Raw genomic sequence first — 22,483 nt, 5'->3', positions numbered from 1 at the left:
TAATGAAAAGCATCGGATGAGCCCGAGCATTCTAAGTTTCAAAATCATGAAATATGATATCAAAAATATTTCATTCATCTTTTACAATTCCATATGTACGCATTTGACCGTAAATATTTGATATCTCGGAATTAAGCTGTCTTAAATACTCTTTACAAACATGATAGTAAAGATCCTCTTGAGAATCTACCAATTCAATTTGAAACTTCCCGTTTTTTAATCGAACAATTAAATCATTAAAACTATTCTTTAGCGATATAGAGTCGTCGCTTGTAAGATCAATCATGATTTCTTTTTCTGTGAAATGGATCTGTAAAAATGCCTTTTCTTCATATCTGCTGATAGTAGATTTAATAGTTTCCATAAATACCCTTCCTTTCTCCGAAGGCATTTCTACCACCTTCTAGTGTATTCATACTTTTTTCTTTCCAATCAAGACTTTCGTTTCCATTTAACATTTTTAAGCGGTTTGAAAAAGGATTTCCTTGATAAGTTTTGTAACCTTCGGGAGAATGTTCTCTATAAATTGAATTATATGGTAAAGTTCGAACTGCTATATTCGCATCGTGCGTCGCTATAACGATGCGTTTCCCACTTTTAGCAAGGTCTTTAAGTATCGGAACGATGAAATCGCTAATGAAATCATTCCCGAGACTTTTTTCTGGTTCATCAACCAAATAGACATCTTTATCCTCTTTTAGTTCTTTTGCTAAAAGAATCATTGAAGATTCTCCATTTGAAGGTTTGTACTCTGCATGATTTAGTTCAAAATATCTCTTGAACAAAACTAGATCTTTAATTGAAGTAATTTTTTCTGAATCGTCTATCGCTAATAACTCTGATAATGTTTCAAAAAAATCTGATCGGTAAACTTTTTCTGCAAGATCGTTGATACATTTTGAAAAGTCTTTTTCTGGATTTTTTGTATTACTTGATAAATGTTTGAGCTCGCCATCCGAAATATGGCCGTTTTGAAATTTAAAATGTGTGACACAAAACAATTTGCCTTTATTCTCAAAATCCCAAACAAATTCAGTCCATTTATTAATTGGTTTCTTTAAATTTAATACAATTTTTTGAAGAGCCAAGTCTAGTTTGATTCTATTGCTAGCATATTCAAGAAATCCTGTGCTTTGAGGTTTTTTAGGAACTCCAGTTTTTTTTGCAACTTCCGAAGAAAAACATTTGATAGTGAAGTTAATAAGTGTTGTCGATTTGTAGATTTTAAAAGCATCATATTTTTTTTCTGACAAGTGGTTTTGGGCTTTAATTAAAATCTGGTTCAATTCTTCAAGGAGAGCCTCGCCCAAAATAGTTTTATTGGAATCATTTTGATTTAATACGTTTATAAATTTATCGAACTCTTTTTTCAAGCTAGTAGTATCTGATAAATTTGATAATAATTGATTCTCATCAATGGGAAGAATTTCTCTTATTATAAGTCTTGAGGCTATTTTGCTTAATGCTTGTCTAGAATAGTGTTCTCGATAGCTCGTTAAACTTGCTATGTCAGCTTCTTCTGCGTTTCGAATAAGCAATATTTCTTCTTTACAATCATAAATATCAGATTCAGAAATATCTAAGTTTATTTTAGAACCAGACAAATCATATTTCTTTCCTAGGTTTTCAACGTTTGATTCAAAAAGATTTGCCTTAATTCCTTTGTCATTATAGAACTTGCAAATACTCTTAAGTATTTCTGTTTTTCCTGTACCTTTCGATCCAAATAATATATTCACATCATCCCAGATGTCAATTTCTATTGGAGACTCTCCTTTAAACGGAGATAACTTAATTTGGCTTTTATTTTTTGAAGCCAATAAGGTTTGTATTGTACTTTCGTTTTTATCTAAAAGAAGGCAAAATTGTTCGAAACTTTCTACTGGAAGTCTTAGCTCAGGTAATCCATTGGAAATTTTTAAGTATGAATCCCAATCTTGAACATCTGAACCATAAATTGAATTATGCCCATGACTCACAAATATTCCTGCAGAAATTGAATCAGTAGCTTCTTTTATCACCCGATTAGGGTTTTTGATTTCAGAAAGTAAAACTTCAATTGCAGCGTCTTCGATATTTGGCTTTTTATTATAATAGTGAGCGATATAGATAACATCTATATCTTTAAATACGCTGGCAATTTTACTTATATCGATAATAAATTTATCTGGAGACTCATTATTCAACAATTTTAAAAGAATTTCATTAAATGTATCTACTTGCTTTGGATTGGATATAACAATCAGATGTCCACGTTTACTTTCGTGACTAATATCAAGTTCAACACCAGGCCAAATTTGAAGGTGCTTTGCTTTAAGTGCTACTATTTCATTGAATTGATCGATATCAAAGTGATTATGATTTGTAATTGCACAAATGCCGACATCTGAATTGGTAATTATTTCACAAAATTTTTTTGGTGTAATTTCACGGGTGTGAGCATCGCCTCTTTTGGTTTTTTTTGTGTGTATATGGATATCAATTTTCATATGTTTTATCTTTTGGGATTATTTAAAATCAGCAAATTACACTATACTTGTCTTTTTCAACTAACCCCAACCCACCCCCCACCATTCCCTTCTCTCCCTCAAATTATTGCAATCAAACTATCGTTATCCTATCCCCCACCGAATCACAACCGCAGCAATCGCTGCACCCACTAACGGAGCCACCACGGGGAGCCATGCATACTTCCAATTTGAATTTCCTTTGTTGGAGATTGGCAATAGCCAATGGGCGATCCTTGGGCCTAAGTCACGTGCGGGGTTAATTGCATAACCAGTAGTCCCACCTAGCGAAAATCCAATGGCCCAAACCAGTAATCCTACGAATCCGGCTCCGGCGATTCCTTCTGCTCCACCATTTAACGGAGAAGAGATGGCATGAAGTCCCAAGATCAGGATAAAAGTTCCGAGTCCCTCGCTAAATGCATTGGCAGCAGTTTGTTTGATCGCAGGTGACGTGGAGAATACGGCTAGAATCGTTCCAGAATCTTTGGTTTCTTTCCAATGGGGAAGGTAGTGTAAATAAACGAGAGTTGCTCCGAGAATCGCGCCGGTGATTTGGGCGAGGCTATACGGTAGAAGATTCGTAAAATCACCCGATTGGATGCAAACATAGAGGGTAACAGCGGGATTTAGATGAGCACCGGGACTTCCCAAAGCCTTTGCCACCAAAACACCGAAACAAACCGCCAGGGCCCAAGCAGTGGTGATGGTGATCCATCCTCCATCTTTTGCCTTTGACTTTTCTAGTAAAACACCGGCAACAACGCCATCACCCAGTAAAATAAGAACAGCAGTTCCAAAAAATTCTCCGACGAGTTCCAAATTTGCCCCCTTTATGGCGAATTTAGTAACTTATAGAATAGAAAAAAAAATACAAGCAAACATTTTTGAAAAAATAAAGTTTCCGGTATCAATTTTCTTTAATCAACCATTTATTCAATGTTAGACTTAAATCCTTAATTGAAACAGGTTTAGTGAGATAATCGTTCATTCCAACAGCAATACAACGTTCACGATCACCTTCCATTGCATTCGCAGTCATTGCGATAATTGGAATATTTTTTAAATTAGAGTCTAGGTTTCTTATTTTCTCTGTTGCTTCGAATCCATCCATCTCTGGCATTTGACAATCCATTAAAATCAAATCACATTGAATAGTATTTAAAATTGATAATACTTCAAATCCATTTGCAACAACCTGACTTTCATACCCAAGTTTTTTTAATAAAGCGATAGTGACTTTTTGATTAATTATATTGTCTTCGGCGACTAATATCTTATAGTTAGAATTTGGAAATTTTTCTATAATTATTTCGTTGTCATTATGTATGTTCAATTTCTCGACTCCGGTAGGCAGCTCTAATTCAAACCAAAAGGTTGAGCCTACTCCTAACTTACTTTCTAAACCAATGGTGCCTCCCATTTTATGAACTAACAATTTTGAGATAGATAATCCTAAACCTGTTCCTCCAAATTTTCTATGTGTGGATGAATCGGATTGAGTAAATTTATGAAATAGTTTTGGAATATTTTCTTCGGCAATTCCAATTCCCGTATCAATTACTTCTACACGTAATCTCTGAGATTTCACTGTTTGAGAAATGACTTTAGTTCTGATATTCACAAATCCTTTTTCAGTAAATTTTATAGCATTGTTAATAAAATTTAATAACACCTGTTTGATTCTTGATGGATCTCCCTTTAGCCATAATTTATCTGTTGATTCATATTCAGTCTTCAGTTGCAAACCTTTGTTTTCTGCCGAATAAGTTAAGGTACCTAATACAAAATCGATTGTATCTTTTAAATTAAAATCAATAGATTCAATTTCAATTTTTCCGGATTCAATTTTAGAAAGATCTAAAATGTCATTAATTAAAGATAATAACATTGTCCCAGATTGATTAATATGCTCAAGATATTCTTTTTGTATATTGTCTAAGTTAGTATCTTTTAACAATTGCGATAAACCTAAGATACCATTGATTGGAGTCCTTATTTCATGGCTCATATTCGCCAAAAATTGTGCCTTAGCATTTGATGATTGTAAAGCTTCTGCTTTTGCTTTTTCTAGAGTCTCTTGAATTGTATATAATTCTTGTACATTCGTATTAGACCCTAACCACCTTATTATATTTTGATTCGAATCTTTGATAGGAATTGCTTTTGTATCAAACCAATTGTAAATTCCATCGTGTCTTCTAATTCTAAATTGAATGGAGAAAACCTTTTCATTTACGACATTTTTTTGCCATTCTTCTATGACTCTAGGTTGGTCTTCTGGATGAATTTGTTTTAACCACTCAAATCCAAGTTGTTCTTTTTCTGGAATGCCAGTATAGTTAATCCATTGCTCGCTTAAATAATCACATGGTCCATCTGGCTCGCATGTCCACATCAATTGAGGCAATGAATTGGTAATAATTCGAAACCAATCTTCAGTTTTATTTTTTAGCTCTAAAATTTTGCGATCTCTTTCAATTAGCTCTTTTTGTGTTTTTTCTATGATTTCATTTTTCTTTTTAATTTCGGAAATATCAGTGTTTGTTCCAATTGCACGAATAGGAGAGCCGTCTTCATCCCAATCAACAACTTTACCTTTTGATAAAATCCATACGTCATGACCATCTTTATGTTTAAATAGGACTTCCTGACTAAAAAGATACGTTCCTTTTGATTTTACGTGTTTTTCAAAATTTTCGAGAGTTAATTTGAGTCCTTCTGGTGAGATTACCTTTTGCCATTCACTTGGATGGTGTTTTTTTTCAGAAGGATTGTGTCCGAGCATTTCCCAAAATTTTGGGGACATGTATTGGTAATCTATTTTTAAATTCCAATCCCAAAAACCGTCAAAGGTGTTTTCTAACATGGAATTAATTAATATTTCTTTGGTTGCAATTAGTTCTTCAAATTCTAAATGATCTGTTAGTTTTTCTAAAATTTCGACATAACCTTCGATTTCGTATTTTTTATTTATAAGTGGGTAAATTGAGACAAATGCTTGTTTACGAATTCCAGCTTTAGAAATGATAGTCCAAATATTTTTTTCTGTATAACCAATTTTGGATTTCGCTACGATAACATCAAACCCAGGTTTAATTTTAACTCCTAATTCCTTAAATACCTGAATTGAATAATTAAGGACTTCTTGTTCGTCATGCCAAAGCATCGGATTCTCTTTACCTAATAATTCGCTTTCTGTGTAACCTAACATTTTTTGAGCAGCAGAGTTAAAGGAAACTAAATATCCATTTTTATCAGTGGAGATAACTGCTAAATCTGTATTGTTTAATATAGCATTTTTCCACACATTCTGAGAATTTAATTGATTAGATAAATATTGCGATTTATTATATAGGTATAATATGTAAATAATGATAATCGATAGCAGAAATGTAATCAATAGTGTCCATAAAGTAAAAAGATATATAATATCGTTGTAAATTTTTTTAGTTGGAGTAATTTTTATTTTCCAATCGATACTATTTTTAATTTGAGTTTCAGTTGTAGCGCTTAAATTTTCGTATCGTTGATTATTAGTAAAATTAGTGGAATAAACTAATTCTTTTCCTGAATAAACCTGGTAAAAGAAATTATTATCTCTCAATAAATTTGGAAAATAATCTTTGTATCGTCCAACTAAATAAACAAAACCATCATTCAATCCATTTTTAAAAACAGGGTATAAGATTAAATAACCCCTTCCGCCTTGTTTCAAATTAATTGGCAATGTCATTACATGATTATTTATATTTATAGCTTTATTGATTGCAATTCGTCTGCGTTCATCTGAATTTAATTGAAATCCGATAGCGGATGAATTGGTTTTTATTGGTTCGACCCATTTAATTTTAGTATTGGAATCCGCATAACCGACGCCAACGATTCCTAATAAATCTTTGGAATAAGATATTGCATCATATCTCCATAAATTTTCTGGTGTACCGCCAATCTGGCTCCACCGGTTTCCCATTCTCTTTAGCGCTAGTTGGTTTTCACGGAGGTTATCTTCTATAACCTTCTCCATCGAATTTAGGTGATTATTGATATCATTTTTTAAGTTACGAATTCCTAACTGAAAGGAAAGAAAGTATGCGAGTACATTTAATAACAATAATCCAATATAGGTTACGTATGACACGCGGTTAGGGATTAATTGTTTAATCGATTTCTTAATTTTCATATGAAGTCGATAGGAGGTTAAATTACTACACGGTACTTGGATAAGACGATAAATATTTATGAATTAAAAAAAAGTATTTGTATGGTTTTACCTTCTATTCTGAAGCATCTGCGTAGAAAAATTTATTACTTTTGTAACTCAATTTGGTAATGCCAACTAAAAAAAATATATAAATTCTCTTCAAAATTTCCTCAAAAACCTTCCATAGTGACATAAGAATCTTTCAAGTTTTAGATGGCCATTCCTCCAATTTATTCTAGGATTTTCCATTGAATCATAAATCGTGGGAAAATAGACCATGAAAAATAGCGCACTTGAGTATCACTCTAGGTTTCCGAAAGGAAAAACCAAAGTAGTTCCGACAAAACCAACGGAGAACAGTTACGACCTGTCCTTGGCCTACTCACCGGGAGTCGCTTACCCTTGCCTCGAAATCGAAAAACAACCTGATCTCGTTTATGAATACACAAACCGAGGAAATTTAGTCGGAATCATCACCAATGGAACTGCTATTTTAGGTCTTGGTAATATTGGAGCTTCCGCTGGAAAACCAGTGATGGAAGGAAAGGCAGTTTTATTTAAAAAATTTGCAGGCATTGATGTCTTTGATATTGAAATCAATGAAACCGATCCTGAAAAATTCATTACAATTGTTAAGGCCCTTGAACCAACGTTTGGTGGTATCAACTTGGAAGACATTCGTGCCCCAGAATGTTTTCATATCGAAAAAACTTTAGATGAAAGTATGAAAATTCCTGTGTTTCATGATGACCAACATGGAACGGCTATCATCTCTACTGCTGCCTTATTAAACTCATTAGAGATTACTGGTAAAAAAGCTGGTAACATCAAAGTTGTGATCAATGGAGCGGGAGCTGCTGCGATCTCCATTGCTGAGATGTTAACACATATCGGAGTCAAACATGAATCTATATATATGTTGGATTCTCGTGGTGTGATCAATCACAAACGAACCAACTTACATGAATCGAAACTTCCTTTTGTTCGCAAAACCGATGCAGAAACATTAGAAGACATCTTTCCTGGAACCGATGTGTTTATTGGTGTTTCTGTTGCCAATGTAGTCACTGAAGCAATGGTAAAAACAATGGCAGACAAACCGGTTATGTTTGCTCTTGCCAACCCCGATCCAGAAATTCCTTATCCCGATGCAAAACACGCAAGGCCAGATTTGATTATGGCAACGGGTCGCAGTGATTATCCTAACCAAGTCAATAATGTACTCGGGTTTCCATTTATCTTTCGCGGTGCTCTTGATATTCGTGCAAAAGTAGTGAACATGGAAATGAAGTTAGCTGCAGCTTATGCTTTAAGTGAACTGACTAAACTTCCTGTTCCTATCGAAGTATCAGAAGCTTATAACGAAAAAGAAATTCGATTTGGTGCTGATTATATCATCCCAAAACCTTTGGACTCAAGAGTTCTTTACCATGTGGCTCCCGCAGTGGCAGAAGCCGCTGTTAAAACAGGTGTGAACCAGGTTGAGTATCCAGGCCGAGAAGCTTATGTAAAGTTTTTGGAATCCATCATGGCCCAACAACTCGAGCCAATCAGCGCTTTAGAAATCGAAACCGATTGAAATCCAACAAGCCGTTCATTTGTATGGGACTGTTGTATTTAGATTAAAATCTTTTTCGTTTTGGTTTTAATGTGATTTCGCTAAATTCACTTTCGCTTTAACTTTCAAATGATTTCATTCAGTTAGATTGAATTTTATTTGAAATCCAGCTATCAACCGCTAGTTGACCGCCGCCAGAAATCATTAGAATTACTGCAATTCCAATGGCTAAGATATGGTATTCAAATCCTTCACCGGCTTGTTGGTTGAACCAATTCATAAAAAAGCCGTTTTTTCTCACATAAATAGCAGCTCCAATCATGGTTAGTGCAATTCCAAATGAGGAAATTCTTGTGAAGAGTCCCAAAATTAACCCTAGGGCCCCAAAGGATTCTGCCACAATCACTAAAAAACCTATGGCATAGGGAATTCCTTCCGATTTAAAAAAATTCAGAGTCGCAGAAAATCCATACCCTCCAAAAAAGCCGCATAACTTCTGTAATCCATGTGGTAAAATCACAAGACCTAAAACCAATCTCAGTAAGGTAAAAAACCAACTTGTTTCTGTGTAGAATAACTTTTCTAACATTCTATTCTCCTTGATGTGTTTTATCTTACGGAAAAACAGAAAGTTAGTAAATGGAGAGAATTTGATTTTTATGGTAGTTTTCGTTTCAGCCGTCTAAAATTTTCCGGTGAGTTGTCTGTATGATTTTTGAAAAATTTACTAAAATACGAACTGTCTATAAATCCCAAGGTCAAAGCGATTTGATTGATATTCAAATCAGAATGAATTAACAGTCGTTTGATTTCCAAAACCAATCGTTCTTGAATGATAGACTTTGCCGATTTTCCATATTGTTTTTGGCAAAGTTGGTTTAAATTTCCTGAGGATGTCCCCATTTGTTTTGCATAATATGAAGTTGTTTTTTGGTCTTTGAAATGATTTTCTAACAACCGAAAAAAATCCCATAACTTAGAATCAACGGTAACATTGTCGGTAAAAGATGAATTAAACTCTTTCAATGATTGTTGCAAAACCAACTGAATCAAAAGGAAAGTCATAGAAGAATCAGATTTTGTATTCTTCTCTTCTAGTAATCTTTCAAAATCTTTTTTGAATTGGTCTGCATCTTGGATGATGAGTTTAGAATTTTCATTTCCCAATTGGAAAAATGGATAGTTTTGAAAACTGGTGACTTGTCCTCCATGTTCGGATAGGTAATCTGGATAAATCTTCAAAGCAAAACCCTTCACTGGTTTGGAAAAAGTCCAAGAATGCACTTGGCCCGGTCTTAAGAAAAAAAGACTGTTTTCTGTAATCGTATGGGAATGGAAGTCGATGGAGTGGATCCCTTCTCCTTCCGTAAAATAAAACAATGCATAATAGGAATGTCTATGGGAACTATCGAAGTCCTGAAATTCATTTGGTAATTCTTCTAACCGGCCAGCATAGTAATAAGGATTTTTGTCTTCCTCATGAACATCTGTTAAGTGGATCATGGGAATGTTTTTGATTTCAGTTGGCATCTTGGATGGTGAATTTAGAATTTTCATTTCGGAACTTGGATTTAAGTAACAATCTACCCATTTAATTCCAGAAGATTCGAATAGGAAAAGATGCGGATAGCGGTATTTTTCCCTTTGGGGAGAATTCTCTGGAATTGAATCGTAAATGGGACTACGAAAAAAATCTAAAAAAAATCGATTTCCCCCTAGAAAAAATACTTGTCTTAATTTGTGCAACGCACATAACTGTGTTGTGCGTTGCACAAATAGGTGAAAACCAGGAGCTAAATTATGGAAAAACAAATCATGGACATTCTTAACGCAGGTATCGGACTTTTCCAATCAGGAAAAGAAGGTCTTGAAAAAGCTAAAACTCAGTTGGAAACAACTTATAATGAATTAGTATCCAAAGGTGCTTTGGACAACACGGAAGATTCTGTAAAGATTCGCCAATCCGTTGACAAAATCCTAACAGACATTAAAGAATTCTCTAGTGTTGCTGGAAAAAACTACGACGAAACTCGTTCTAAAATCGTAGACAACTACAACAAAATTGCTGAAGAAATCAAAGCAAAAATGCCTGAAGGAAAAATTGAATCCGTAAAAGCAAAAATCAATGAAGTTGCGGAATCTATCAAAAAAACAGGTGCTGCAAAAGCATAAGTTTCTTTAAAGAAGAGGAGGTCGGAATCCCGACCTTTTCTCTTTTCTTCTTTATTTGTATTCTTTTCTTAAGACTCTCATTTTAAATATCCGAACCTCTTATCCCACTCACTCCAAATCCTCCCGATTCACTTTCCCTATTGACAGAGTATAGTTTTTGATTCATCCTGGAATCAATGTTTCGTTCCTATCTATCATTCATTTTTATTTCTTTATTTTCTATCTCTTGTTCTTTAGCCGACTTACGTCCTCCCACCTTACAAAAAGAAGGTTTGAATCCTGATTTAAAGAAAAAGGGATTATCGATCATTACCAACCCGCCGGTGAAAGAACTCACTCCTGGTGAATGGAAAGGGTACAAACAAATCCAATTTGTTTTGAAAGATGTTTGGCATTCTAAGTTTATTCGATTTTTTACGCCCATCAAAGAATCAGAACAAAGACTCCGTGTGTATTTGGATTTTGAAAAAGATGCCATGGAAGTGGAATTTCTTGGTGGAGAAAAAAAAGGTCTCATCCTCGGTCTTGTTAAAAAAGATCCTTACCAAATTGCGGCTGATACAGGAAAGGTTTTTACTGGCGACGACGAGGTTCGGGTTTATTTAGAATCCCTTCGCTTGTATTTAACACTGCCTTGGCGACTCACCGAATATCCAATCATTCAGTATGCAGGCCCTGTTCAAAAATTAGGCCAAGATTATGAAGTGGTTTATTTTACGTCCGTCCAAGTCGGTGCCACTCCCGACACAGACCAATACGTTGGATATTTTGAAAGAACAAGTGGTGCCTTAGAATGGATGGAGTTTACTTACCGTGAACTTTTTAGTTTCTACAAAGGTGTGATCAAATACGGATACTATGAACCGTGGAACGACAAACAATACCCCAGACGAATTAGTATTTTAGATAAGTTTGAAGATGCTGATTTTGTTCACGAAATCCGAATCGAAAAAATGGAAATTCCAAAACAACCAATGGAAGAAGAAGATAAGGTATTGGAGTTACCGGAATAGCGAAAGGGATCGTAGCGGAAATCCTGCAAAGCAGATTGCAGCGGAGAGCCCGGTCCACCACCGCAAGGTGGTGGATTCGCCCAACAAATATTTAAAAGTTTTATTTGAATACGGAAAAGTGTAACCACTACTATGATTGATAGCAGCGGTAATTAATTAATTCAAAGTGAATCGAATGGGAACGAGAACTTTTACCGTGATGGCTTTTCCTTCTAAGATAGAGGGTGAAAACCGTTTTCTGCGGTAAACTTTGACAGCTTCTTCTTCGAGACCACCACCTAACTGCTTTCCTACGGATCTAACTCGTAAAACTTCGCCGGTGTTTCCAATGATGACTTCTAAAGTCATAGTTCCTGTTACACCTAGAGCTTTTGCATCAGAGGTATATTCAGGTCGAACGTTAGGAGATAAGTCTACTGGGGATGTTGCGCCAGAAACAATAGGATCAGAAGCTCCAGCGATACGAGGATCTTCTTTTTTATCTTCTTTTTCTTTGTCGGTAAGATCAAAGTCTCCATCAGTTGGTTTGGAATCTGTAGATGGCTCTTGGATTTGAACGTTGTCGATGAAAGCAACTTCTTCCACAAGACTATCCAAACTATCTGTATCCAAATGAGGAGTGAACCAAAAAAGAATGATGATGGCTTGAAGGAACGCTGAAATCGCAAGACCAGTTTCAATCCGATACCTGTCAATGAAACGATGGATCCTTTCTCGTTTGGATCTTTTGTGTGTAACAACTGTTTCGTTCACGTTACTTCCCTTGTAATCCGCCACCTTGGGTGGTCTTGGTGACAAGGGAAACCTTTAAGGCCCCAATTTCTCTGAGGGTTTCGAACACACTATCTAACTCTTCATAAGTTAAATCTTGATCCGCATGGATCAAAACTTTCAAGTCCGGTGTGGTAGAAAGTTTTGCACGAATCTCACTCATGGCTTCATTTAGTTCCATCTTCACAGAGTTGAAATAGACAGTCCTCTTTTCATCAGCAGTTAGATAAAGATTGGCAATCTTTTTGTTTAACTGTTCTCCACCAGGAACATCTGGTAGATTGATGGGAAGGTCTGGATCCGAATCCAATACGGAGGTTACCATAAAGAACACGAGGAGTAAGAAGGCAATGTCTGCCATCGAACTTACGGGAACTGAAGGTGCGACTCTCTTTCTTCGTAACATATTATTTCTTCTTTCTCACTGAGATTTTTTCAAATCCACGTAATTGGACTGCGGATAAGGCATCCAACATCTTTGCATATTTGGTATCACCGGTTGTAACAATGAGTGCTAGTTTGTTTTTAAGATCCGGGATTTCCATTTGATTTAGGTCATCACGAAATTCTTTTAAACTAGAATATTCTTTGGTTCCGAATGCCGTATTACGCATTTTATATCGATCTTGTGTTACCAAAATCTCATATACATTCTTACGTAAAAAAGGCTGAGGTTCGGATTGTTTGCGAGGAAGGGAAATGTTAAGTCCTTCCTTTACAAAGAATACAGCAGTCACCATAAAAAATACCAAGAGTAGAAAGGCAATATCCGACATAGATGCTGCCGATATTTCTTCTAGTTCTTGTTTTTTCTTTAACTTAATCATGGTTAGTTACTTTCCGTAGTTTACGCTTTGTGACCGGCTTTGAGTTTTAAATATTCTTTGTAGATTTTGTTTGCAGCTTCTTCTACTTCAGAAGTAAAGAAAGCAACTCGACCTTGTAAGTATTGGTAGAATGTCATTGCAGGAATCGCAACGATAAGACCAGCAGCAGTTGTGATTAACGCTTCTTTAATACCACCAGCAACCACTTTCGCGTTGACTTGGTCAGCATTTGCAATCGCATCAAAGGCGTTGATCATACCGGATACAGTTCCGAGGAATCCAACGAGTGGTGCAATGGTAGAAACAGCAGAAAGAACTGTGAGACCTTTTTCGAGAAGTGTCATAACTTCACCAGCTTCTCTTTCAATTCCAGATGCAAAAATCTCAGGATCGTTTTGAGAAACTTCCATACCATTCTTTAAGACTGTAGTAATTTTTTGGCCTTCGTTTGCTTTTAAGAATTCTGTAACGCCATTCAGACCTGATGCATCGATGGCATCTTGTAGGTCTTGGTTGTAACCTTTTCGAAGAAGTTTTGCTGTGAAGAAAAAGTAGCTTCTTTCTAGAATCACACCAAATGCAACGATGGAAGAAAGTAGGAGTGGCCACATAGACCATCCACCAACCAAAAACAAACTTACGAGTCCAATTTCGGATTCTTGTTTTGGTGTTTCTTCAGCAGCTTCTGCTACGGGAGCAGCGGTATCAGTTGGAGTTTCCGCTGTTTGTGTAGATTCAGTTGTTGGTGCAGCAGGTGCTGTTTGTGCTTCGAGTTTTCCTGCAATAGTAAAGATTGTGATGAGGGCGATCACAAAAGACAAAGTGACTTTCGCTTTTGTCTGGTTACATGAAAATTTCATGAATGTCTCCATATCTAATTGATATGTTTCAAATCTAGAATATCCTTGTTACAAATAGATTACAGAGAAATGACAAAGAGGGAAATTAGAATGAGGAAAAGATCTCTTTTAGTTTGGGAATTCCTTCCAGAAACAAAGCAGGGCCAGGTTGTAATATAATACTTGGATCCATTTCAAATATTTTGTTGGATTTGATAAAACCTGTGGATTGCCATTCGGGTTTGTTTCGCACCCAGTCCCAGTCCATTGCTTTCCCACACCAAGAACCCACGTAAACATCTGGGTTGGCTTCTTTTACGTCTTCGGCCGTGATGATCCGGTCTTTGGCTAGTTTTCTGTCCTTTAGATGGGAAAAAGAGTCTACTCCACCAGCAAGTTCGATTGCTTCACTCACCCATTGGATTCCGGTGATGATGGGTTCATCCCATTCCTGAAAGAAAACTTTGGGTTTGTTTATTTTTTTTTCATTCTCCTGTTTCCAGGAAAGGATCTGGTTTTGCCATTCTTCGATGAGAGATTTTGCCTTTTCGGCTTGGCCCACAAGGTTTCCTAACATTTGCATATTGGACAATATTTCAGAAATGGATCTTTGGTTGAAGATTAGAACATTTAATCCTCGTTCAACGAGGTCTTTGGCAAGTTGGGATTGGATATCAGAAAAACCAATAACTAGGTCTGGTTCGAGAGCTGTAATTTTTTTCAGATTTCCACTGATAAAAGCAGAAACTTTTGTTTTTTCTTCCTTTGCCCTTGGAGGTCGTTCCGTATAAACAGAGATTCCGACGATTCGTTTTTCTTCACCTAACAGATACAACATCTCTGTAGGTTCTTCAGTCAAACAAATGATTCTTTCTGGACCCATAGTTTATGTTTCCAAAAAACGAGCCAGATCTGTTTGTGACCCAAAAAGAACAATGATATCGTCTTCTTTGAGAACTGTGTTTCCATGTGGAATTCCTAAGATTTTTTCGCTTTTGGAATCGGATACTCGTTTGGCTTCTTTATTGATCGTGGGGCGTTTGATGGTGATGACATTGATATTGTATTTATGACGTAGGTCAGCGTCTGCAATGGTTTTGTTGATATAACGTTTCGGAACCGTAACTTCTACTACACTGTATTCATCAGAAAGTAAAAAACTAGAACGCATTCCCGAAAAGGAAAATGTTTCTGCCATACTTCTTGCCGCTCTTTCTTCTGGATTAAAAAGGTCTTTGATTCCAAGAAGTTCCAAAACCTTCATTTGTAATGGAGTTTGGTAACGTGCGTAAATATTTTTGACACCACATTTTTTTAAACTATCGGCACAGATGATAGAAGTTTCAAAATCATCGGCAAGAGCGATGACCGCGTAATCCACGTCAGCAATGCCTTGTGATCGTAATGCATGTTCATCGGTAGCATCCAGGGTGACAGCAATGGTTACATAATCTTTTATGGAATCAATGACCATTGGATCTTTATCAATGGCAATGACTTCATGCCCATCATCAAAAAGATATCGAACAAATAAATTCCCAAAACTTCCAATTCCGATGACTGCTATTTTTTTTCTTTGCATACAAAATTCAACCTACAACCACATATTCTTTCGGATATTCATACGAGATACGATCTACTTTTTTAGAGAGGGCAACAAGTAAGGTCAAAATTCCGACTCTTCCTACAAACATTACAGTACAAATGATGATTTTTCCATAATCACTTAAATGAGGAGTGAGATCACGGGTCAAACCAACAGTCCCGAAAGCAGACACCACTTCATAACATAAATCGATAAAATTAGCATTCTCTGTTAATAACAAACAAAAGATGGCTATAAAAATCACAAATAAAGAAAGAACGATAGTTGCACTGGCTCTTGCAATGGATGAATTAGCAATCGTTCGATGGTCTATCTCCATTCTATCTTTTCCGCGTATTTGATTGGTAATATTTAATAAAGAGATGGCAAAGGTTGTGGTTTTGATTCCACCTCCTGTGGAAACGGGCGAGGCACCCACCCACATCAAAAAGAAGGAAATAAAGGTAATGGGAAATCCCATTTGACTTAACTCTAATGTATTAAACCCAGCCGTCCTTGTGGTTACCGAATAAAACAAAGAATGAAAAATTTGTTCTGTAGTGGTGAGTCCTCTTAAACTTAAGTTTAACTCTAAAAAATAATAGGAAACCCAACCAAATAACAAAAGAGAACCGGTAGTCCAAAATACAAGTTTGGATGTGACAGACCATCGAAACTTATAATCAAAGGGATTGGAAAGTCTCGTTCGAATTTGAAACAAAACAGGAAATCCAAGTCCCCCTAGAACAATGAGAAACATAATTACAGATAAAAATCCTTCGGAATGTTTGAAGGCTTCTGTCGCCAGTCCACTCGGTAACAAACTAAAGCCAGCATTACAAAAGGCTGAAATAGAATGAAAGACGGAATAATAAATTTTTTCGGACAAAGCTATGGGATAGTTAGAAGGAAAACTATAAAATAATAAAATAGCTCCAATCGATTCAATGACAAGAGTTTGGATGGTAATTTGTTTTAAAATTTCTTTGGCGCGACCCATTGTTTCTTCAGAAAGAAGATCTTTGATCATCATTGTATCACTCACAGAAACTTTTCCAGCGAGAAAGATGGAAAAAAAACTGGTTAAGGTCATAAGTCCAAGTCCACCCACTTGGATCAGAAGTAATACAACAAGTTGACCGGACAGTGTGAACTGAGTTCCTAAGTTAACGGTAGAAAGTCCTGTCACACAAGTGGCGCTGATTGTTGTGAATATGATATCAATGGATTTTACGGTTCCATCTGTAGATTTTGGGAAATGTAAAAAACAAACACCAAGTAGAATGATAAAGGCAAAAGAAGATACAAATACAATGGAAGGGTTTAGTTTTTTAGAATCATTTTTTCTGGAAAGTCGAAAGAAATGAGCCAAATTAGAAAACAAAAACAGAACTTGGTTGGCTGATAAAAAAATGAGTGTGGTATCATCTCCAGATATATGATAAGATTTAAGAACAGAAACTATATTTTTTTCATATATGAATTCTAATCCTAACATAAGTAAGATGATTAGTTCTATTTTATGAAGAGAAACATATTCTCTCCATCGTTTGTTTGTAAATATTAAGTGGATCGATTCATAAAAAATAAAAAACGATACCAAGGTTCGAATAGAGAGTGTAACGTATTCTTTCCAACTTTCGGGATAATAAAATCCAAAATCTAAAACCAAAATGGTCACAGATAAAAATCCAAATAAAATATACAAAGCCCTTCCAAACAAACGAAGGTGTTCTATATAAAAATTTCGAATTTCGAATCTTTGGACTTGTAAATAAAGGTATAAACGGTTGAGAAAAACGAAGAATCGTTTGAACTTCAAGGGAAAACTTCAGCCAGTTGTTTTTTCTTTTCGCGGTGTTCTTCGATTCGTTGTCTGTCCAAATACGCATTGGTTCCAGATAAACCGGTCGTACCAGTAATGAGAATTCCACTGGCTAAGGCCGATTTTTGTAAGGTTGGTGCAAGTAGTGCCACACCTCCAGCAGAAACAATAAGAGCAAACGGTAAGGTTAAGAAGAAAATAATATACGCTCTACGAAACTTTGTTTCTTCGTAAACGGAGTCTTCATCAAACTCTTCTTTTTGTTTTTTCTTTAACTCTTGTTTGATTCTACTTTTTTGTAATTGGTTTTGCAGAGCTTGTTCGTTGATTTCCCCAGTGAGTGGGTTGATTGGTAAATTTTGGGAACTGGTCAAACTATAAGGATTGGCTGCGTTTTGACTCGAGTTGGATGTAGTTCTGGAATTGAGCATAGCTCCAGCACCAGGAATGGATTCGATTCCACTGTATTGGGTTTTTGCATTTTTCGGAGTCGCAAGAATGGGGGTTTCAAACTTCGGAGGAAGTGTGACATCTTGCAAAACATTGGATTCTGGATCGGACTTAGGAAGATTTCTTAAGTCATAATTATTTGTGTCATAAAATCCCTCTTTGGTTTGTCCGAGAAGAGGTCCCATCGCCAGAGGGATCACAATCATAGGCACAAATATTTGGGAAAAAATCCGCATACATTCCAGTTTACCTAATCCGTGTCAGGGTCAATCCAATTCACGACCGGAAAGTTTGGTAGAACGGTAGGAAAATGAGTTTTCTCGAATGGATTCTAAATCTTTTTCGGACAGTCCCGCTGTATGGGCATGTCCATACTCTTCGGACATAGTTGTTCCAAATAAACCAGGGTCATCGGAACCTATGGTGAGTTTGATATCATTTTGCAAAAATCTTGTGATGGGATGATCAATATGTGATTCCAACATTCCAATATACAAATTGGAAGAAGGGCAACATTCAATCACAGCATCTGTTTTTGCAATAGTAGACATAACATAGTTTTGAAATGTGTGAAAGTATTGGGACTGGGTTTCATCAAAAGGAATGGTTAGTAGTTCTGAATCTGATTTTGTTTTCAGTTCCTTTCGTTTGAGTTCGAGTTCTTCTTTGGGGTAAAATGCACCGTAACTTGTGATTTCATCATAAGATTCCAGTTCACACTCGATTTGGTCTTTGGCTTCCGATACAAGTTCTGTTCTTTCATCCCCTAAAAAATAATCTGAATCAATTCCGAGTGCCAAAGCATGTCCCAGTCTATGGGCGCCGTTTAGTGCTGATTCTAAAACCCAACGTGCAGCTGAGAAGGGAGTTTTGTCTCGAAAACTTTCTCCTACATGGTAGAGAATCGACAATGCAGTGTTTGGTTCTGCTTTGTTATCATTGATTACGGATTGGAAAAAAGATTTTTTATCTTTGGGAGGATGGCCTTCTTCTATATGACAAAAATCGATTCCGACAAGTCCATTTCGAATGACTGAATCTTTTTCCATCCAATTTTTCATCCAATCATAATGCCTTTCATAATTTAAATCTCTATGTAAGGACATGACTAGTTTTGATTGGATGCTTTTGCCTTCCTTTTTGGCAGAGTTTTCTCCTTTAGAAAGCCCTTCCAAACAAGCCATAAGTTTACTATAAAATATTTCTTTGGGTTCTTCTTTTCCAAACATCAAACGATATTCTGCATAACTGATATCTTCCAAACTATTAGAAAGGACTACATCATGAGTGACTTCTGTTATTTCCTTTTCATCAAACTTTACTAAGGCGATGATAAGGTTAAACTTTGCTTGGAAATGTAAAAAAGGAGCCTTTTCTCGAAAGTGATAGAGTTTGGAAAAATCTTTCAGGTCAGCATAATCTTCAAAAAAAGTCGAAGGTCGAATTTTTACACCATAAGCTTTTTCATAAGAATCCAGATATAAGTGCCATCTTGGTTCTGGGTTATTTTTGCCGATGCGAAACAGTGTTTCGGGGGGTAAACATCCATAAAGGTGGTTGTGTAGATCGCAATACATATAAGAATGACAAAACTATGCTTCACAAAATTAGACGCATCTTGAAGCCAACTCGATTGAATCAGAAAATTCTTGGATTAGCAATCCCTGTTTTTTTTGGAATGATCAGTTATACTGCCATCATGGTAGCTGATACTGCTATGGTTGGAAAACTAGGAGAAGTTCCTCTCGCCGCTGTTGGATTTGGTGGAATGGTTTATTTTTCCATTTTTGCCTTTCTTATGGGTGGATCCATGGCAGTACAAATCATCGTAGCACGTAGATTTGGCGAAAAAAATGACAAAGGTGTCGGAATCACTCTAGTCAATTCAGTATATTTATCCTTTGTTTTAGGAGCATTACTATCCTATTTCGGATTTATCTACGCTCCCAACCTTATGGGTTGGATCGGAGATGATCCACAAGTGATCGAAGTCGCTGGAGTGTATTTATCTTACCGGTTTGTGGGAACCGTTCTCTTCTTTGTAGGATTTGCTTTACGTGGATTTTTTGATGGAATTGGAATTGTACAAGTGGGTATGATTTCTTCTATTTTAGCCGCGGTCACAAATATCTTTTTTAACTGGTTACTCATTTTTGGGAACTGGGGTTTTCCTGCTTGGGGAGTGAAGGGAGCGGCCATCGCATCTAGTTTGTCCTCCATACCTGCGTTACTAGTTGTAGTGTTTTATTTTTTCCGCAAAGATGTAATCAAATTCTTTCAATACAAAATTTTTGCACCAAGTGCTGAAACCCTCAAAGAACTTTGTATGGTTGGTTTTGCACCCGCGGTAGAAGGAACACTTGTTAACTTTGCTTTCTCTGGATTTTATAAAATCGCCGGTATGATTAGTACCACAACTCTTGCTTCTGCTAGTGTTGTATTAACATGTCTTAGTTTGTCTTTTATGCCAGGTTTTTCCTTTGGGATTGCTGCCACTACCATTCTTGGTCAATCTATGGGCCAGGGTAAATTGCGATTGGCTTATGAAGGAACTATGCGTTCTGCTACCTTCTCGGCCATCGTTATGGGAAGTATGGGACTCTTTTTTATCATTTCCGGCCCTTGGCTCATTGGTCTCTTTACGGATGTTCCTGCGGTCATCAAAGAAGCTTACCCTGCACTTTGTATCGTTGCTCTCGTCCAAGTGGGAGATGCTTATCATATGGTGATTGGTTCGGCACTTCGTAGTGCAGGGATGATGTACTATGTGATGTTTGTTTACCTCATCGTATCCTTTATCATCATGTTACCACTCGCTTATTTACTCGGGATAGTCCTAGCTTGGGGAACAGTTGGAATCTGGTCTGCGTTTTTTATTTGGATTTTACTCATGGCAGTGCTTTTTGTCAGAAAATTTCGTAAGAAGGAGTGGGTAAACATACGAATTTAATAGAACGAGGGGAAAATGAAACGAACAGAATTAGAAAGACAGGCGATTCAAAAATTTTTAAAGTCTGTGGATTTGTTCAAAAAACTTCCCCCTTCCGTTTTGTTACGACTTTCTAACAATGTCCAAGAAAAACTAGTTCGAAGCCACGAAGCTCTCTATTACAAAGGAGAGTCTTCGGAATCGATTTATATTGTCAGATACGGTGAAATTCTTTTAGAAAACGTATCTGGCCAAAGTCATGTATATGTGGGGACTGGCCAAGTTTTGGCTGAGAACTCACTCATCTCCAGTTCCAATCATTCTACTTCCGCCATTGCCGTGATTGACTCTCTTGTTTATGTATTAAATGGAAAATTGTTTTTACAATTAGCATCACAGGAAAAAGTTTTTGCACAAAACATCATTCAAATGATGGGATCTCGGATGCGAGAAAATTTAAACAGAACTAATCATAAAGATAGTTTTGTCGGATTACGCCGGTTATGTGTTCATGTTCCCTTGGAACCAGAATACCATTTTGGTGAAAAAGTAAAATCGTTTATAGATGAATATGGAGAAGTCACCAAAAAACTATCGGCGGCCATTCCAATTTCTACTTTTAAAGGAATGGATCCCACTCAAATTTCAGAGTATCTAACCAATCTTAGAAACAAAACTCCCTTACTTCATATTTATTTTGATGAATCCACTTCTAGGACGGACCTACATTATTTAGTAGTTCAATCCGACTTTATTATTTTTTGGGAAGATGAACCAGAAAAATTTTATAAAGAAAAAGAAGAGATCCTTCATTTTTGGAAAAGTCGAATTCGCAACTTTGAAGGTCGTGCCATCCGTATGATGGAAAGTGGAGTTCGTAAAAGTTATCTCCCACAAGACCAATCTCTCAAAACCTTTTATCAAAAGGATACCTTAGCAAGATACTTAGTAGCTAAAACCAGAGGTTTGGCGTTAGGTGGTGGTGGTGCCAGAGCCCTCGCTCATGTTGGTTTACTTAAAGTTTTACATAGAGAAGGAATCCATTTTGATTTTGTATCTGGTGCTTCGATGGGTGCTGTGATCGCTGCTCTTTATGCGAGAAAAAATACTCCTGAAGAAATTGAAGAAATGGTAAAAAATTTCTTTGGTGGTTTGGAAAGTGCATTTGATCCTACACTTCCGATTGTTGCCTTCTTTAAAGGGAAACGAATGAAGCGGATGTTGAAAAAAGGATTCGGTGACCAAAGAATCGAAGAACTTCCTCTTCCTTTTGCCACTTCTGCTGTGGACTTACAAACCGGAAAAGAACATATCTTTGACCAAGGACCCATTACAGAAGCTCTCACTTGTGCCATGAGTTTGCCAGGAGCTTTTCCTCCTTACCGGCTCGGTGAAAAATTGTTAGTGGATGGGGGAATGATCAACAATGTTCCCGAAAATCTGATCCGTTCTAAAGGTGCAGATGTGGTGATGGGAATCAACGTTTCTCCTTTGCAAGAAATTGTTCCTGTCAAACTCTTTGAAGATCGTAACACAACAGAAAAAGGTTTCTTTCGTTATATTTGGGATACTTTAAAATACCCACCGATATTGCAGATCATGACAAGAACCATTACCTTGGAAGGACGAGAGATCACTCGTCTCAAACGTCCCAAAATGGATCTTTTTGTACATTTCCATTTGGAAGAATTTCAATTATTTGATTTTGCGCGTTACCAAGAAATCATCGATAAAGGTGAAGCCGAAGCCGAAGCCAATTTAGCAGAGATCAAACAATTGTTTTCTTAATATTTGAAAATTGGG

The 22,483-nt window shown here is 36.5% G+C and carries 20 protein-coding genes; 5 read left to right on the top strand and 15 right to left on the bottom strand.

Annotated elements, in window-relative coordinates:
* Nucleotides 1–70 precede the first annotated feature (70 nt).
* The 4 genes from EHQ70_RS15035 to EHQ70_RS15020 form a co-directional block, all read right to left on the bottom strand.
* Nucleotides 71–364, bottom strand: coding sequence for a hypothetical protein (locus tag EHQ70_RS15035; protein WP_135587742.1), 294 nt, complete (start codon nucleotides 362–364; stop codon nucleotides 71–73).
* Nucleotides 351–2,489 carry an ABC transporter ATP-binding protein gene (locus tag EHQ70_RS15030; RefSeq protein ID WP_135587741.1) on the bottom strand — a complete coding sequence of 713 codons (2,139 nt, stop codon included), beginning with the start codon at nucleotides 2,487–2,489 and terminating at the stop codon, nucleotides 351–353. The genes EHQ70_RS15035 and EHQ70_RS15030 overlap by 14 nt, the downstream gene beginning before the upstream one ends.
* Before the next feature lie 123 nt (nucleotides 2,490–2,612).
* A complete protein-coding gene (locus tag EHQ70_RS15025) occupies nucleotides 2,613–3,329 on the bottom strand; it encodes an MIP/aquaporin family protein (protein WP_135587740.1) in 717 nt (238 codons plus the stop codon).
* Nucleotides 3,330–3,417: 88 nt separating this feature from the next.
* Nucleotides 3,418–6,690, bottom strand: a complete 3,273-nt coding sequence (locus tag EHQ70_RS15020; protein WP_135587739.1) for a PAS domain-containing protein — start codon at nucleotides 6,688–6,690, stop codon at nucleotides 3,418–3,420.
* 298 nt (nucleotides 6,691–6,988) lie between these two features.
* On the opposite strand from EHQ70_RS15020, the gene EHQ70_RS15015 reads away from it, so the two are divergent.
* On the top strand, nucleotides 6,989–8,290 hold the full coding sequence (locus EHQ70_RS15015) for a malic enzyme-like NAD(P)-binding protein (RefSeq protein ID WP_135587738.1): 1,302 nt from the start codon (nucleotides 6,989–6,991) through the stop codon (nucleotides 8,288–8,290).
* A 118-nt stretch (nucleotides 8,291–8,408) separates the two neighbouring features.
* Here EHQ70_RS15015 and EHQ70_RS15010 read toward each other — a convergent pair whose 3' ends face one another.
* Both EHQ70_RS15010 and EHQ70_RS15005 read right to left on the bottom strand, forming a co-directional pair.
* Nucleotides 8,409–8,858 (bottom strand): DoxX family protein, encoded by a 450-nt coding sequence (locus EHQ70_RS15010; protein WP_135587737.1) that lies wholly within the window; start codon nucleotides 8,856–8,858, stop codon nucleotides 8,409–8,411.
* A gap of 68 nt (nucleotides 8,859–8,926) precedes the next feature.
* Nucleotides 8,927–9,826 carry an AraC family transcriptional regulator gene (locus EHQ70_RS15005; protein WP_135587736.1) on the bottom strand — a complete coding sequence of 300 codons (900 nt, stop codon included), beginning with the start codon at nucleotides 9,824–9,826 and terminating at the stop codon, nucleotides 8,927–8,929.
* A 243-nt stretch (nucleotides 9,827–10,069) separates the two neighbouring features.
* Here EHQ70_RS15005 and EHQ70_RS15000 point away from each other — a divergent pair, with 243 nt between their 5' ends.
* Nucleotides 10,070–10,441, top strand: a complete 372-nt coding sequence (locus EHQ70_RS15000) for a phasin-related domain-containing protein (protein WP_135587735.1) — start codon at nucleotides 10,070–10,072, stop codon at nucleotides 10,439–10,441.
* Nucleotides 10,442–10,617: 176 nt separating this feature from the next.
* Nucleotides 10,618–11,454 (top strand): LBF_0142 family lipoprotein, encoded by an 837-nt coding sequence (locus EHQ70_RS14995; RefSeq protein WP_135587734.1) that lies wholly within the window; start codon nucleotides 10,618–10,620, stop codon nucleotides 11,452–11,454.
* Between the two features lie 156 nt (nucleotides 11,455–11,610).
* Here the strand turns inward: EHQ70_RS14995 and EHQ70_RS14990 are convergent, their stop codons facing one another.
* The 9 genes from EHQ70_RS14990 to EHQ70_RS14950 all read right to left on the bottom strand — a co-directional run bounded on the left by EHQ70_RS14990 (nucleotide 11,611) and on the right by EHQ70_RS14950 (nucleotide 19,328).
* A complete protein-coding gene (locus EHQ70_RS14990) occupies nucleotides 11,611–12,207 on the bottom strand; it encodes an energy transducer TonB (protein WP_135587733.1) in 597 nt (198 codons plus the stop codon).
* Between the two features lies 1 nt (nucleotide 12,208).
* Nucleotides 12,209–12,631 carry an ExbD/TolR family protein gene (locus EHQ70_RS14985; protein ID WP_135576072.1) on the bottom strand — a complete coding sequence of 141 codons (423 nt, stop codon included), beginning with the start codon at nucleotides 12,629–12,631 and terminating at the stop codon, nucleotides 12,209–12,211.
* A 1-nt stretch (nucleotide 12,632) separates the two neighbouring features.
* The gene (locus EHQ70_RS14980; protein WP_100743556.1) at nucleotides 12,633–13,052 is read right to left on the bottom strand and encodes an ExbD/TolR family protein; all 420 of its coding nucleotides are present in this window, start codon (nucleotides 13,050–13,052) and stop codon (nucleotides 12,633–12,635) included.
* A gap of 20 nt (nucleotides 13,053–13,072) precedes the next feature.
* Nucleotides 13,073–13,912: a MotA/TolQ/ExbB proton channel family protein gene (locus EHQ70_RS14975; RefSeq protein ID WP_135587732.1), complete on the bottom strand. Its 840-nt coding sequence runs from the start codon at nucleotides 13,910–13,912 to the stop codon at nucleotides 13,073–13,075.
* Nucleotides 13,913–13,997: 85 nt separating this feature from the next.
* A complete protein-coding gene (locus tag EHQ70_RS14970) occupies nucleotides 13,998–14,774 on the bottom strand; it encodes a cobalamin-binding protein (protein ID WP_135587731.1) in 777 nt (258 codons plus the stop codon).
* 3 nt (nucleotides 14,775–14,777) lie between these two features.
* Nucleotides 14,778–15,473 (bottom strand): potassium channel family protein, encoded by a 696-nt coding sequence (locus EHQ70_RS14965; RefSeq protein ID WP_135587730.1) that lies wholly within the window; start codon nucleotides 15,471–15,473, stop codon nucleotides 14,778–14,780.
* Nucleotides 15,474–15,480: 7 nt separating this feature from the next.
* Entirely contained in the window at nucleotides 15,481–17,298 is a 1,818-nt protein-coding gene (locus tag EHQ70_RS14960; RefSeq protein WP_135587729.1) for a TrkH family potassium uptake protein, read from the bottom strand.
* A complete protein-coding gene (locus tag EHQ70_RS14955) occupies nucleotides 17,295–17,987 on the bottom strand; it encodes a hypothetical protein (RefSeq protein WP_135587728.1) in 693 nt (230 codons plus the stop codon). The genes EHQ70_RS14960 and EHQ70_RS14955 overlap by 4 nt, the downstream gene beginning before the upstream one ends.
* 30 nt (nucleotides 17,988–18,017) lie before the next feature.
* A complete protein-coding gene (locus EHQ70_RS14950) occupies nucleotides 18,018–19,328 on the bottom strand; it encodes an amidohydrolase family protein (RefSeq protein ID WP_135587727.1) in 1,311 nt (436 codons plus the stop codon).
* A gap of 56 nt (nucleotides 19,329–19,384) precedes the next feature.
* Here EHQ70_RS14950 and EHQ70_RS14945 point away from each other — a divergent pair, with 56 nt between their 5' ends.
* Complete coding sequence (locus EHQ70_RS14945) at nucleotides 19,385–20,701, top strand: MATE family efflux transporter (RefSeq protein ID WP_244288358.1); 1,317 nt, start codon at nucleotides 19,385–19,387, stop codon at nucleotides 20,699–20,701.
* A 15-nt stretch (nucleotides 20,702–20,716) separates the two neighbouring features.
* Nucleotides 20,717–22,468, top strand: a complete 1,752-nt coding sequence (locus EHQ70_RS14940) for a patatin-like phospholipase family protein (protein ID WP_135587725.1) — start codon at nucleotides 20,717–20,719, stop codon at nucleotides 22,466–22,468.
* The last annotated feature ends 15 nt before the right edge of the window (nucleotides 22,469–22,483 follow it).

The sequence above is a fragment of the Leptospira congkakensis genome, from assembly GCF_004770265.1.
Classification (GTDB): Bacteria; Spirochaetota; Leptospiria; order Leptospirales; family Leptospiraceae; genus Leptospira_A; species Leptospira_A congkakensis.
This window is presented reverse-complemented; position numbering and strand designations above follow the sequence as displayed.